The organism is Roseimicrobium sp. ORNL1, from assembly GCF_011044495.1.
GTDB lineage: Bacteria > Verrucomicrobiota > Verrucomicrobiia > Verrucomicrobiales > Verrucomicrobiaceae > Roseimicrobium.
This window is the reverse complement of the sequence record NZ_CP049143.1, coordinates 5,216,847-5,231,543: the sequence shown is the minus strand read 5'-3', so window position 1 is coordinate 5,231,543 and position 14,697 is coordinate 5,216,847. Positions and strand designations below refer to the sequence as shown.

The window sequence follows — 14,697 nt, the reverse complement described above, 5'->3', positions numbered from 1 at the left end:
CCACCTTTCATTCCATGTCAGAGCAAACTCCCAGTCCCACTCCTTCGGAGTCGAGTAGTAGCGCCAGTACGAACTCGTCTGCTGAAGAACTTTTGCCAGGCCAGCGGAAGCCGCGCCTGAGCCTGTATCTTGTTGGTGTGCTCGTGCTCCTCGGCGTGGGCGTGTACGCCGGAATGTCCCCTCGCGTCGCGCAACGCAAGGAGGTGGAGGAAGTAACCAAGCAACTCGCGCTGCGTACCTTCGCCACCGTGAATCCCGCCCCTGGCAAGCCGCCGGAGCAGGTCACGCTGTCTGCGGAACTCAAACCCATCATCGAAACACCCGTGTATGCACGTGCCAGCGGCTACGTGAGGAAGTGGTACGTGGACCTCGGTGCCAAGGTGAAGGAAGGTGAACTGCTTGCAGAGCTGGAAACGCCTGAACTGGATCGCGAACTCGTCGAAGGTCGCGCTACCTTGCGCCAGGCTGAGGCGGCGTTGGGCCTTGCGGAATCGACTGCCAAGCGCTGGGAAGAACTCGCGGGCACCAAGTCCGTGAGCGCCCAGGAAGTGGAAGAGAAGCGTGCGGATGCCGCGCTGAAGACCGCGGCCATGGAAGCAGAAAAGGCACGTGTGCAGCGCTTGGAGCAGCTCACCGACTTCTCCCGAATCACTGCGCCGTTCGCTGGCACTGTCACCGCTCGTGAAGTGGACGTGGGTCAGCTCGTGAGCGCGGGCAGCAGCCATGAACTCTTCCGCCTCGCCCGCACGGACAAGCTTCGTGCCTACATTCGCGTGCCGCAGACCCAAGCGCGTGGCGTGAGGATTGGCCAGTGCGCCGAAGTGATTGTGCCGGAGATCCTGGGTGAAACCTTTATCGCGAAGATCATCCGCACGGCGGGCGCCATGGACACGGCTTCACGTACCTTGCTGACTGAGTTGGAAATCGACAACGAGAAGGGCGAGATCCTCGCCGGTAGCTACGCACGTGTGCGCTTGGCGCAGACTCAGGCTGATGCACTGCTCACGCTGCCCGCCAATACCTTGCTCTTCCGTGCGGAAGGCATCCAGGTGGGTGTGGTCGATGCACAGAGCAAGGTGCAGATGCGCACGCTTAAGATCGGCCGCGACTTCGGACCCAATGTGGAAATTCTCGGTGGCGTGGAGCAGGGAGACCGTGTGGTGCTGAATCCTCCGGATTCACTCGCGAGTGGTACGGAGGTGCGCCTTGCCGCAGCCGAACCTGCTCAGGATGGCAGCCACGAGCCGAAGACGGCGGCGCGGTGAGTGGCAAGTGGTGTGAACACAGGCCCAAGGAGCGGGAACGCCTCGTTCCCGAACCCCTGATGTGTTCATCACTCCGCCTGTTGCATGCAACGGCATGCGGACCTGTGTGTGTATTTGGAGAGTGGCCCCAGCGTGCGAGCGTGGCGGTGCATGCTATGTCCGCTCGTGCTTTCAAATCAGTCGTTCGGGAACGAGGCGTTCCCGGTCCTTGGGCCTGCCGCAACGTGTTGCACAAGCACGCGTGATGGGGTTGCGCGACGCGTATTGCCCGCATGACCGCACACTCCGTGTGCGGAAATACTGTGTCTCCCACCACAAGCTACTTCACCGCCACCTTCGCCTTCGGCAGTGGTACGAAGTGCTCCACGTAGCCGATCATCATTTCATCGAAAGTCTGCGCGCCCCAGCGGACTTCCTTCGTGGGATCCGGGTTGGCGGGATTGTTCGTGCTGTTGTCATACACCGCGGTGATCTTCACCACGCTGCCGCGAGGGACAAACTTCGGTTGCTTGTAGTCGTACGCGAGTTGCCAGTTGAAGTCGTAACGGGGAATATCAAGCAGCGTCTCCGTCTTGCCGTCCGGGTAGGTCACTTCGTATTTGAAGGACTTTCCGCGCACATGCATGTGCGCCATGTACGCGCTGAAGAGCATGTCGGTGGGAATGGCCTGCTGGCGCACTTCGACATGGTCCGAAGCACCAGCAGGGATGCGGATGCGCGGATGGGACACGGCAGCCACCTTCACTTCATATTCCGGCGGCTCCTTGGCGAAGATCATGCCGATCTTCAACTGGTCCTCCACCGGCTTGCCATTGGGCGTGTAATGGATCTGAAAGCTGATGGTAGATCCCGCAGGCAGCCGCTTCGCATGCGCAGGAGGCAGGATGCGGTGCGTGTTGCCGGGGACATAGGCGGCCCAGTAACCGTCGCTACCTTCGTCGCGGTCCGAGATGTTCGCTCCCTTTTCGTGCACACGCACAATCACGTGATGCACCACCTGTGGCGCAGTGGGGATGATTTCATACGCCTGTACCCAGCGATCCTCCGGGAAGGAGGTGGTCACCGTGGCGCGCTGATAGGGCATGGTTCCCTCCGCCTTGATGGCAAAAGGTTTTGGCAATGCGAACACCACATCAGGCTTGCCGATGGTCCATTCGCCGGAGAACTGGCGGGGCAGGGGCGCTTCCTTTGGATCACCAGCGGCGTGATCGCTGCTATTGAGCCAGGTCAGCAGGTCGGCCTTGTCCGCCGCTGAGAGAGAGCAATCATTGGCCCAAGGGCTGTCGGTAGAAGACCCTCCCTTCGCTGCGAACCATGGAGGCATGGCGCCGCGTTCCACCTGCTTGCGGATCATGCCCGTGTTGTCGATGACATCGGCGAGTGTCTCCAGTGAGAAGGGGCCCACGCCATCCGCGCGATGGCATTCTACGCAGTTGTTCTGCAGGATGCGTGAGACCTGATTGTGATAGGTTACCTTCGTGCTGGCTGCAGCCACCTTGTCACTTGCCGGGAGATCCAGCGCGCAGCCCGGCGCTGTGGTGGCCGCGAGTTGAATGGGGCGCCCCTTGGTCAGGTCATCTATGGCCATGCGGAGATACTCCTTCGTGGGTGCATCCTTGCTGTAGCCCAATCCATATTGGTCATGCACCGCACCGCGATATACCAGCGTGCGAGCCGCATCGATGAGGAACACCTCTGTCGTGGTCGTGGCGGAGAGGGCACGCAGCAGAGTGGACTGCGGGTCATTCAGCACGGCAGTGGTGAGCTGGTGATCCTTGGCAAACTTCTGCAAATCCTCCGTCTTGTCTCCAGGCACTGCGTTGAGCAGGACAAAGGCGATATTACGCTCTGCGCACTCCTTGGCGAGACGCGCATACTCCGCGCCGAGCTTGTTGCTGATGGGGCAGGTGGCGCTGAACAGTGCGAAGACCAGCCCGTTCTTCCCCTTGAGTTGGGAAACGGTGACGTCCTTGCCGGAGAGGTCCTTCAGAGTCACATCCGCCACCAAATGTCCGACACCATGCTCGGAGCCCTTGAGCTGCTGGGGCTGTTCCTTCAAGGACTCATCCGGCTTCGTGATGGCCACGGCGCTATCCTGCTTGGGCAGGAACCGGCGGGAGACCTGGCTGCCCAGCACGGCACGAGCTTCATCGATGACCACGGTGCCATCCTTGTTGCCATCAAGTTTGTTGAACCAGTCTTCGCGCGGCAGTTCCTCCTTGGTGAGCTTGCCGTCGTCATTCGCATCCACTTGTTTGAACAGGACCTCCAGCGGTACCGTGCCCTGTTCATCCTTCGCATCTTTTATCCGATTGGTCACGGCTCCGCGCAGGCGGGCCATGCCGGTGCGGGTCTCCTCCAGCGTGACGTAGCCGTCACCATCCAGATCCAGCTTCTTGAGCATGGGCTTGCCCTCCAGTTCCGCCATGCTCACGCGTCCGTCGCCATCCTTGTCGAAGGCCTTGAACTGGTTCGCGAGCGGGTCTTCGCCACGCAGAAACGCGGGGGCGGCCACTGCGGTGGTGACTGCCAGGATGAGGAGGGGGCGTAGGTGCTTCATGAGCCGTGTTGCAGCCCGAGACGCGCGGGGTGGGTTTCAGGTTACACGCAGAGCCCAGAAATGAAAAGCCGCAGGGATCTGGCCCCTGCGGCTTCTCGGACGGTGGGAGTGCTTGGCTGGTTGCTGATTGAAAGAAAATCAGATGATGCTGTCATCCTCCACCGGCTGGTCTTCCGGTGCAGAGCTATCCGTGGCGTAAATCTGCTCGTGCTCGACGTGGACGCTCGGATCGTTCGGGTGAACTTCCTGTTCCGGTTCGGCTTCGGCGACGGCCACGGAAGTTTCGGCAGAGCTAGCCACAGCCTCTTCCGCGACGGGTTCAGCTGCCACGGCAGCGGCCGCGGTGGCCTTGGCGCTCTTGCCTTTGCCACGCTTTGGTTTGGTGGGGGCATCCAGAATGGAGTCGATATCCGAGTCGCCGCCGCGTTTCACGCGACCGCTCACGGTATCCGCCACGGTGGGCTGGCCGTCTTCAAGCGAGACCTTTTCGTTCGTCATGCGCACGCCCACCGGCTTGCTCACGCCGAACTCCTGCATGGTCACCCCGTAGATGACGTCTGCGCGGGACATGGTGCGCTTGTTGTGCGTCACCACGATGAACTGGCTGCTGGTGGTGAACTTGTCCAGCATGGTAAGGAATCGGCCGATGTTCGTTTCATCGAGCGGCGCATCAAGTTCGTCCAGCACGCAGAAGGGGCTCGGCTTCACCATGTAGATGGAGAAGAGCAGGGCCACCGCCGTCATGGAGCGCTCGCCACCGGAGAGCAGGCTGATGGTCTGCAACTTCTTGCCGGGCGGCTTCGCGATGATGTCGATGCCCGTTTCGAGCGGATCATTTTCATCCTGCAGCATGAGGTCTGCCTGGGAGCCCTGGCCGAAGAGTTCCTTGAAGTTCTCCCGGAAATTCGCGCGCACGAGGGAGAAGGTCTCGCTGAACATCGACTTCGTGGTGTCGTTGATCTTTGCGATCACCTGGAGGAGTTCCTCCTTGCTCTTCACGAGGTCGCCATGCTGGGTGTCCAGGAAGTTGTGGCGCTGCTCGAGCTCTTCGAACTCGTTGATGGCGTCAAGATTCACCGGGCCCATGCTCTCCACACGCTGGCGGAGTTCGTTCACGATTTCCTGCACCAGCGTCCAGTCGGGTTCGCCTGCCGTGGTGGAGAGCAGGTCGTCGAACTCGGTGGTCATGCCATCCATGAGTCTCGCTGCAGCTTCACTGGCCGCTTCAGCAGCGTCGGCAGCATCATTCGCCGCAGCCTCCGCGTCTGAGTCCAGGCCGGAGTCATCGCGTCCGGACATCGTGCTCTTGCGCTTGGTGTTGCGTTCGCGGCTCTTCTTCTGCTCCGTGATGGCGAGCAGCAGAGTGTGCGGGTCGGGCTCGAAGGTTTCGAAATTGATGTGATAACGCTCCTGAATCTGGTTGGTCAGGTTCTCCAGCTTCAGTTCCACACGAGTCTGCTGCACTTCGGCGCGGCTGCGGTGCTCCGTGAGTTCGTTCTGGCGATTGCGATACTGGTTCAGCTCGTTCTCCAGCAGCGTCACGCGCTCGAAGGCTTCATTGCGACGTGCGACCGAGGCCATGCCTTCCGAGTCAATCGCGGAGAGGGCCACGCGGGTTCCTTCCAGATCTTCGATGAGGCGGGCGTTCTCGGCATTCGCGGACTCGATGCGCTGGCGCCAGATGAAGCACTCATTCTCGAAGCGGCTGATGGAGCCCTCCAGCTCCTGCATGCGATTGGCGAGTGGTGCTTTCTGCTGCTCGATGTTCTGCAGCGTGTTCTGCTCCAGGGCGAGCGCGGTCTTCAGTTCATTGAGAAGCTCAGTGCTCTGCACTTCACGGCGGATGACGGATTCGATTTGCGATTCCAACTCGTGCTCGCGGGACTGCACGGACTCCAGCTGTTGCTTCGCTTGCTCGGCGACTTCGTGATGCTGCACAATCTTCGCTTCACCTTCGCTGAGGCGCCCGGCGATCTGGCTCTGCTCCCAGTCGAGGCTGTCCAGCTTCGCTGTGGCCTGCTGCAGCGCGCGCTGCACTACGCTCACCTTGCCCTGGAGCTGGCTGATGGATTCGCGGTTGTACTGGTAGGCGTCGCGGGCGTTTGCTTCCTCGCGCTGTTGCTCTTCGAGCTTCATGCGGAGTTCTTCAATGTACTCCTCCTTCGCGATGACTTCGGTGTCGAGTCGCTCGACGTCCACCCGCAGTTCACGCAGCTCGGTTTCGCGGCGCAGGGTGGAGGTGGCTTCCTCCTTGGTGGCACCGCCGTGGATGACACCATGCACGCTGAGCAGCTCGCCCTTCAGCGTGACAAACGTGAGGTCCGCATGATGGGGCTTCAGGCGCAACGCCGTGGAGAGGTCCTCCACGATCAGCACATTGTGCAGGAGGCGCTCCATGAGCGGCTGCACGTCCGGCTGCGTCTTCACCTTGTCCAGCGCCCAGGCAACGCCACCGCTGGGCATGAACTGCCGCTCGCTCGCGGTGTGGCCACTGAGGAAGGTCTGCGGAATGAGAGCCGCCTTGCCGAGACGCTGCTCAGTCAGCTTGGTGATGATCTCTTCGCTGAGTACCGCATCCGTGAGGAGCACCGCCTGGAGATGATCGCGCAGCGCGGATTCCAGAGCGGAAATGTATTGCGGCTCCACTTCAATCGAGGAAGCCACGAGGCCACGGATGCCACCCTTGATGCGCTCGGGGTCATCGAGACCCTTGATGACATTCTGTGTGCCCTGCTCGAGACCTTCACCCTTCTCAAGGATCTGGTTCAGCACTTCAAGGCGAGAGCGCTTCTGCGTCAGCTGGCGCTGGAGCATGTTCGCCTCTTCACCGGCGGCGTCGCGCTGGCGGCGCATCTCCGCGATGTTGTTCGAGATGTCCTTGAGCTTCTGCTCCAAGTCACCGCGCACGGTTTCCTGTTCTTCAATCTGGCGATGCAAGTGGTCGAATTCCACCTGACGTCCCTGGCGCTCCTCTGAGGCGCCGAGCCGATCGTGCTGCAGCGCCTCGTGGCGCTGGCGGTCCGCGGTCATCTGACCGGAGAGGTTCGCGGCCTTCGCTTCGGAAGTGGCGATTTCACTCTCCAGCGTGCGGAACTGCTCACGCAACGTGCGACGTTCCTGCTCCAGGCGCTGACGCTCGGGGATGATGGAATTGTGCGAGACGATGTGCTCCTCCAACGCATACCGGCGCGTTTCAATCGTCTCGCGGATGTTGGCGAACTGCTCATCTGCCTGGGCGAGTTCGCGGCGCTGACGGTCCACCATGTCCCGGCTGCTGCCGGCATCTTCCTCGTTGCGCTTGATGCGTCCTTCGAGCTCTTCCACGCGCTCGCGGTTGAATTCCACCTTGCTCTCCGCCGCCTGGATGCGGGAACGATGCTCCTGCGACTGCTGGCGAAGGCCGTTGATGGTGGACTCCACCTGGTGATAGGCTTCGCGCGTTTCGGTGACTTCCGCTTCCTTCGCGTGAATGCGCTGGTGCAGTTCATTGAGCTGCGTCATCAGCGAGATGAGCTGGTTCTCCGTCTCGCTCTTTTCACCAGTGAGATCGGTCCAGTGCTTGTGACCCAGATGCGTATCGAGTGTGCGGAGATCCTTGTGCACGACCTGATAGCGGCGTGCTTTTGCAGCCTGACGCTGCAGGGTGCCCATTTGACGCTTCACTTCCGCGACGATGTCCGCCACGCGGATGAGGTTCGCCTCGGTGTACTCCAGCTTGCGCAGGGCTTCTTTCTTCTGCCCCTTGAACTTGGTGATGCCGGCCGCTTCTTCGAACACCATGCGGCGGTCTTCCGGCTTCGCGCTGATGAGCATGTCGATCTTGCCCTGCTCCATCACCGAGTACGCCGCGCGTCCGATGCCGGTACCGGCAAGCAAGTCCTGGATGTCCTTGAGGCGGCAGATGGTATTGTTGATGCGGTACTCGCTGCGACCATCGCGGAACACTCGGCGGGCGAGTGCGACCTCATTGTAGTCCACGCCGAGTCCCACTTCGCAGTCGGCGAGTGTGAGCACCACTTCCGCCATGCCCACCGGCTTGCGCTTGTCGGTGCCGTTGAAGATAACGTCCGCCATTTCCGAGCCGCGCAGTGCCTTGGCGGAAGTCTCGCCAAGCACCCAGCGAATGGCGTCCACCACGTTGGACTTGCCGCAGCCGTTCGGGCCCACGATGCCGGTCACACCGGTGTGGAACTCGAAGTGGGTCTTGTCCGCGAAGGATTTGAATCCGTAGATGTCGAGAGCCTTGAGGTACATGGTCGGAGAAGAAGCAGGCGTGTGAGGGAGGGCAAGTAATCGGCAGAGTGCGTAATCAGGATGACTTTGCCGAGGGGTAAAAGGAGCCGTGGGTTGCTGCCCGAAATTAAAGCGGGTCGAGAGCCGGTATCAAGGCAGAAATGTCACGTAACACTATATATAGTGTGGTCATACGTTTGACATCCACAAGCTATAGCGTGCAATGGCGACATGACCTTGTTCACCGTCCCTGTGAATAACGTTGTGAACAACTACTGCAGGTCCCTGTTCGAGAGGCCATTACACTGTTCATAAGTTGATTCTAATAGTGAGAATAACTTAATTATCGGAATAGCGAATGCCTGTTCTGCCTTTTGAAAGGACTTTGCCTGAGGGGGCCGGTCATTTCCGAAAGCCTGAATTACAAGCCTGATGCGGGCCCGGCGGATTGAGATATCGACTCGGTTACCGGTGGTTCAGGGGCGTTGGACGCAGGTAGTTCCGACCGCTCGGTCATGATTCCGAAGGTGAGACCTCCCCCAAGTATGGCAGCACACAATCCAACCAGGCAGACCATATCTGCCTTCAGCGCCTTCCCGTGGCCGGAGCGCTCCAACCAAATGCTCGCATCATACCACTTCCCATTCCTGTTGGTGTCTCCATACGTGGAGAAGGGAGCCATGCGAAGCTCGCCAAGGCTGGTGATCCAGAGGACGAGGTAGCCGATCCAGTACAAGCATCCATATAGGATCAGTTCAAGGAGTCCGCCAAAGATGAATTCCAGCAGTATCAAGTTAGCCGAGGAGGTCAATAGCCTCACTCGCGGTATCAATGCTGTCAGATTTGGCGGAAGCAAGTCGAATCGGATCGCAGCGAAACCTGATGAAGATCGCCGCTACCGGAAGCTCAAACGTATTGGGGAGTACAAGTCTATGAAAAGCCATCTTGGAACAGTCGCAATTGCCTTGGCCCTGACCTTTTCATTTGCCATGGTCAGACAGGATTCTCAGGCGCAGGATGCCGCTTCCCAACCGGATGCTGGAGCGGGCACCAAGACGCCGGTCGTGGACGCGGCTAAAACCAATCAACCGGAAGATGCCGCGGTATTCGTCACGGAAATCCCTGCTGGATACCGCGACTGGAAATTGATTTCCGTGGCGCGCGAAGAAGGCAGCATCGATGACATTCGTGCCGTTCTGGGAAATGACATTGCCATCAAAGCGTATCGGGAAGGGACGCTGCCGTTTCCTGATGGAGCCATCATTGCAAGACTCGCGTGGAGTCTTATTCCATCGGAGGAGAACAACAGAGCCTTCGGCAAGGAACAATCCCACGTGGCTGGCGCCCCCAAGAATGGGGTGCAGTTCATGGTCAAGGATTCAAAGAAGTATGCCGCGACTGGTGGCTGGGGGTATGGTCAATTTGAGAATGGTAGTGGCAAGACGGTTGAGAGAGCGAAGCTTGCGACCTGTTTTGCCTGTCATGAGGCGATTCAGTCTCGCGACTATGTCTTCACGCACTACGCGCATTGATGGGGCACCGTGCCTTGCGCAATGGTTGTTTGTCCAGTGACTGGATGATGGAATGATGACTGAGGGTGATAGGGCGCTTTGCGTCTTGGAGTGCGGTGGCAAGCGCTAAAGCGCGACACCGCTTTGAACGGAGCCCACATCATAATAATACGCTGCAACTCACCAACACGAAAGGTCGGCGGCGCAAGGTCCAGGATGTTTGGAATGCCAAGGGGCGTTGTGTGTCTGGGCCTCCGTTCAAAGCGGTGTCGCGCCTGAAGCTTGCCACCGCATTCCAAGACGCAAAGCGCAGATCATGGCCGCGAGTGTAGTGACTGCTTTGTTTCTGAAAATTTTGCGTGGAGAAAGTAGCTGTATCGCAATCTGATTCCCCTTGGTATTTTCAAGATTACGGCTGCGTCGTGACCCGCAGTGTGCCGCCGCCGCTGATACCGATGAAGTGGAGGCCTGACGCATCCGCATAAAACTGGCTGGCAGAGAGTGCTACACCGTCTTGGTAGCCAGTGTAGGTCGCGGAAGGACTGAGGACGCCACCGTAGCCAAAGTGGTAGTCACGGGGAGATGAGGCGTCCGAGTCCACCTGCGCCACAATACCGCTGCTGCTAAACGTGGCTGAAATGGAGGGAGCCGCCGTGCTGCTTTCGAAGATCGGCGCGCCACCGAGATGTACGACACTTCCGTTCACCAGCGCAAAGGAGACAATCACTCCACCTTGGTCCCGCACTGCGGCAAACGCAGCATCGGTGGTGATGGCTCCCGCATCGTAGTCCGTGCCGGGCGCCGCGGTAAAAGTGAGGATGTCGTTGTATCCTCCCGGCACTTGCAGTTCCACGGCGTGGGCATTCGCTGCGCTGGTGCTGAGACGACTCGCTGCAATGCCAGTCGCCGCGGTATCACGAGTGCTGAGGATGGTGAGAATCTGGCCGCCGTTGCTGGTTTGTGCTCCTTGCAGACCGGAGATGGTCTGCTCTGCACCGCCGAAGGTTTCGGCGTAGTAGCCTGACAGATTGTTGCCAGTGAGTGAGCTGCTCCCGGCCATGAAGACATCGCAGGATTTGGTTCCTTTGTCCCAGCGGTACTGAAGCAGATCGCTCGCAGAGGAAACCTGCGTGCGTGTGCCCACGGGATGCCAGTTCACCTGATTGGTGGCTTGCGCGCTGTTCGTGAAGCGGTCGAGCACGACGAAGTAGCTCTCATCAATCATCGCCAGCGTGCGCGCGACGGTGTTTCCGCTGCCGTTAATGCCGGCCACGGTGGTGGTGCTGAGATCGGCGAAGCGATTGGTCTGTCCGCCTTCGTCGATGCTGTCGAGCCAGGTCGAAGCACTGATGTTCGCGCCGTTGGAGACATAGGAGGTGTTGCCGTTGACGGTGGGAATGTTTTTCCCAGTCACCGTGTTGATGTAGTAGGCGCGGTTGGTGGAGCTCGTTACATTCGGGCCACCTCCACTGGTCACCACGCGGGACTCGCCGCCATCGTAGATGACCATGTCCAGCGGATTGCGGGAGTTGTGCCGGGTGTCGATCAATTCATCCGAGGAGTGGTCAGTGGCGGCGATGAGGGTGGCCTGACGTCCACTGGTGCCGTGGGCACTACGAAGCACTGTGATTTCGACATCGGCCGAACTCAGGAAGCAGGTGGGTGAAACAACCGGTGCCGCGGCAACGACGCTGTTGTCCACGGCGAGGAAGCGCGTGGCGGTGTGGTATTGGTTGTTCTCGAAGTTGCTGGAGATCGGACTGGCCGTGAGATTGTTCCGGGACCAGCGCAGCTCGGACCCGAGCGTGGTGCTGGTGTATTCACCCCACACGAGATCCGGAGTGAGATAGGTGCGCAGGCCTTCTTCGAAGGGGGTGTTGGATCCATCCGGTTGGCGCGTAAAGAGCGCGAAGGTGAAGAGCGGCTTCAAATTGGTGAACCAGTTCACGGAACCGCCCGTGGCATTCTTTACGTGATGCGCAGTACTCACCAGGTTGTTGAGCGAGTAGTTCGCATACCAGGAGCTCTCGCGATACCATCCAGTTTCATCGGCCATGCGATTGAGTGCGGCATTTACCAGGGTCTTGCCTTTCGTGAGCCAGGTGTTGGCCGTGGAGGAGTCGCGTAAGGCCAGGGCGGTGGTGACGAGAGCGGAGCCGAATTTCAACGCGTAATTGTCGTCTGGATGAAAGGTATTAAGCTCAAGGTTGTTGCGCCCTGCATCTGCCCACTGGGTGATCTTGGAGCGCATGGTGCTGATGTTCGTTGCCGTGAGATTGGCAGAACCGCGCAGAAGATCGAAGGCCTCGGCCATTGATTGCAGTCGTCCACTGTCATAGATGTGCTGGAAGCGGTTGGAGGGCTGGAAGAGAATCCACGCCGCACGGCTGCCCATGCGCGAGATGGCGGTGGTGGCTACGAGGGCGTAGCTGGCGTAGGTATTCGGCGGAGTTTCGCCCAAGCGTTCAAGAATAGCAGCGCCCTTCGCGATGCTGGCTAGTGTGTCTTCGTTCGTCTGCGATGCCAGCGAGCCGAGTTGGCCATTCACATAGCTACGCACGTTGTTGCTGTAACCCGAGTAGAGAGGGTCGGTGGCACGTGCCTGCAGTGATGCGACAGAGGCCGGCCAGATGAGCGGTTGGGAGGATGCTGCAGGAAGCGCGAAGGTGGTATTCACCTGGATGCTGGCGCCTGGGAGGACGTGAACGCTGGCGAGGCCAAGAGTGACTAGTGCCAGGAAGCGGAAGCTAAGGAGCGTGCTTTTCATGAGCGTCTGAGTCTGATATTGAATGAGGGTTCAATGGGCTCGACTGACGCTTGGGATGCTCTCAAAAGGGTAGGGTGGAGACAAGGACGGTTGTGGTGGTTTGGCGAAATTGAATGATGTATTATGACTGACGAGTTTGATTCATGAAGCGATGGCTAACTACAATCATTGTCGCAGGAGTCGTGGTCTTCAATCCAGTGACGATCTTTGTCGCTTGGATCGGAACGGCGCAGTGGTCTAACAATCATCCTGAAACCGGAACGAATCTGAGTGCTGTAGACTGGCTGCCCGCGTCGGCCTCTGACATTTCCTATTGGAAGACTTATTCATGGAGCGCGTGGGAATTCACCATGAAAGAGGAGGAATTTCGCAAGTGGGCGTCACGATACGAATTGCGAGAGATTAGTGGCGCTCAATCCATAGAGCGATTCAGCTGGATTCAGTTTTGGCGATCACATCGGGACTACGACGGAGATGCTTGGGAAGAAGAAGAGCGAGAAAAGCGCAAGCATGTCGCAACGGTTCGCAATGGACTGTTTGCGACCGAGCGCCGAAAGGATGGCGGCGGCTACAAGCTCGTCTTTGATCGTGAAACGAACCGAGTTTACCATCAATCCAACCCGCGGTGAGCCAATGCGAGCGGGGCGGGAAGCGGAGGAGCGTGCGGCTCTTGAGCGTGTGAGTGGGGCGAGTATCCTTTGTGAAGATGCTCCGCTCCCATAGTTGCTCACCGCCGGCACTAGGCTAGTGCCGCTCCCTGCGAAGTGCGTTCTCCTCTTATGGACGTGCGGCCTGGGTGGGGTTTTTCGCGTGTCCAAACGGGGACAGGAATGCCCTCAACTCCTTGGGGCTGAGGCGACTTGTTTGTCGAGCTCGCCGCGTGAGGCCGCGAATGACGTCGTGAAGGCTACGCCAAATTCAACACCCCACCCGCACACAGCTCGGCTTTGCCGAAGGACTGCAGGCCGGTGTGGCCCATGGCGTGGGCGAGGGTGAGCCAGAGGCGGTTGTGTCCCACCTTGTCGTTGTACTTCAGGCTGCGGCCCATCTGGAAGCCGAAGCCTCCGCCGACCATGACGATGGGGATGTTGTCCAGCGTATGGGAGTTGCCCTTGCCGAGTTCATTGGTCCACACGAGCAGGGTGTTGTCCAGCATGCTGCCTTCACCGGTGGGCTCGGGAGTTTCGGAGAGGCGCTTCGCGAGGTAGGCGAACTCACCGGCGAACCACGTGTTGATCTTCTGCAACTTCTCGTAGGCGTCCTTCTTGTCGTCCGGCTCGTGTGAGAGGGAGTGGTGACCTTCCTCGATACCGAGCCAGCGCATCTGCGCTTGGCCCACGGAGCGCATGTACTGCAAGGTGGCGACACGGGTCATGTCATTCGCCATGGCATTCACCAGCAGATCGATCTGCATGCGACTGAGCTCAGGCGTGTTGTCATTCACGATCTCAACGCCCGGATCGAGCTCGGGCATGGGATGCGCGAGCTTCGAGTCGTCCTCGGGCTTCTGCAGGTCCTTCTCCAGATTGCGCACCAAGGTGAGGTGCTGGTCCAGCATCGCCTTGTCGCGTGCGGAAAGTTTGGCGGACACCTTTTTGAAGTCAGCCTGCACATCATCAAGGATGCTCACCAGACTCTCCTTGTCCTTCATCTTGCCGTACATCTTGGCAAACATCTGGTACGGATCATCGATGGGAGCGATGGGCTGGTTCGCGCCGGCATAGCTCATGCGGGTCCAGGGGTCGGCGCGATCCGGCACGGCCACGCCGAACTCCATGGAGCCAAAACGGGTGCGCGTTTCTGCCTTGCTCTGGAGGAAATTTTTGATCTCCTGGTCGATGGAAATGTTGCCTGCCCAGCCAGCGGGAGAGCCGCCGCCGCCGCGGATGTTTCCGGGCAGGAGCTCGCTGCCGGTCAGCAGGCAGCTCATGCCGCGCATGTGGTTGTCACCATCGCCGCGCACGAGATTCGCGATGCCATTGAGCATCAGTGTGCGGCTCTTGAAGGGCTCCAGCGGTTGGAGGATCGTCTTGAAGGCGAAATCCTTGCCTTCCTGGTCCGGCCAGAAGTCCTTCGGCAGCGTGCCGTTCGGCGAGAACATGATCACCAGCCGCTGACGCTTCTGCGGCAGCGGCGCACCGGTCAGGCTGGGCAATCCGGAAAGGAAAGGCAGCGAGGCCGCGGAGATGCCGAGGTCACGAAGAAATTGGCGACGGGAACGGGGGAGGGTCATGTCTGGATTGTCTGGGGGAGGGACAATGTGGGGCTGAGGCAGTTGGCAGCGAAAAGCGAGCCAATACCACTACGCTCTCACGCAGAGGTTTCTCTCGGACCGGAGCCTACTTTTTGCCCGGGCCAATT

7 protein-coding genes are annotated in these 14,697 nt (G+C 59.5%); 3 read left to right on the top strand and 4 right to left on the bottom strand.

The features are described 5' to 3' along the window. Nucleotides 1-14: 14 nt before the first annotated feature. Nucleotides 15-1,265 carry an efflux RND transporter periplasmic adaptor subunit gene (locus tag G5S37_RS21190; protein ID WP_165206438.1) on the top strand — a complete coding sequence of 417 codons (1,251 nt, stop codon included), beginning with the start codon at nt 15-17 and terminating at the stop codon, nt 1,263-1,265. A gap of 319 nt (nt 1,266-1,584) precedes the next feature. Here the strand turns inward: G5S37_RS21190 and G5S37_RS21185 are convergent, their stop codons facing one another. Both G5S37_RS21185 and smc read right to left on the bottom strand, forming a co-directional pair. Continuing rightward, nucleotides 1,585-3,825, bottom strand: coding sequence for a redoxin domain-containing protein (locus G5S37_RS21185; protein ID WP_165206437.1), 2,241 nt, complete (start codon nt 3,823-3,825; stop codon nt 1,585-1,587). Between the two features lie 138 nt (nt 3,826-3,963). Next, the gene (smc, locus tag G5S37_RS21180) at nt 3,964-8,079 is read right to left on the bottom strand and encodes a chromosome segregation protein SMC (protein ID WP_165206436.1); all 4,116 of its coding nucleotides are present in this window, start codon (nt 8,077-8,079) and stop codon (nt 3,964-3,966) included. A 752-nt stretch (nt 8,080-8,831) separates the two neighbouring features. Between smc and G5S37_RS21175 the strand changes: the two genes are divergently transcribed. Next, nucleotides 8,832-9,590, top strand: coding sequence for a cytochrome P460 family protein (locus G5S37_RS21175; RefSeq protein ID WP_206026086.1), 759 nt, complete (start codon nt 8,832-8,834; stop codon nt 9,588-9,590). A 388-nt stretch (nt 9,591-9,978) separates the two neighbouring features. Here G5S37_RS21175 and G5S37_RS21170 read toward each other — a convergent pair whose 3' ends face one another. Further along, nucleotides 9,979-12,336, bottom strand: a complete 2,358-nt coding sequence (locus G5S37_RS21170) for a heparinase II/III family protein (protein ID WP_165206435.1) — start codon at nt 12,334-12,336, stop codon at nt 9,979-9,981. 143 nt (nt 12,337-12,479) lie between these two features. Between G5S37_RS21170 and G5S37_RS21165 the strand changes: the two genes are divergently transcribed. Next, nucleotides 12,480-12,965 carry a hypothetical protein gene (locus G5S37_RS21165; protein WP_165206434.1) on the top strand — a complete coding sequence of 162 codons (486 nt, stop codon included), beginning with the start codon at nt 12,480-12,482 and terminating at the stop codon, nt 12,963-12,965. Between the two features lie 278 nt (nt 12,966-13,243). Here G5S37_RS21165 and G5S37_RS21160 read toward each other — a convergent pair whose 3' ends face one another. Then, complete coding sequence (locus tag G5S37_RS21160) at nt 13,244-14,569, bottom strand: DUF1552 domain-containing protein (RefSeq protein WP_165206433.1); 1,326 nt, start codon at nt 14,567-14,569, stop codon at nt 13,244-13,246. Nucleotides 14,570-14,697: the final 128 nt, after the last annotated feature.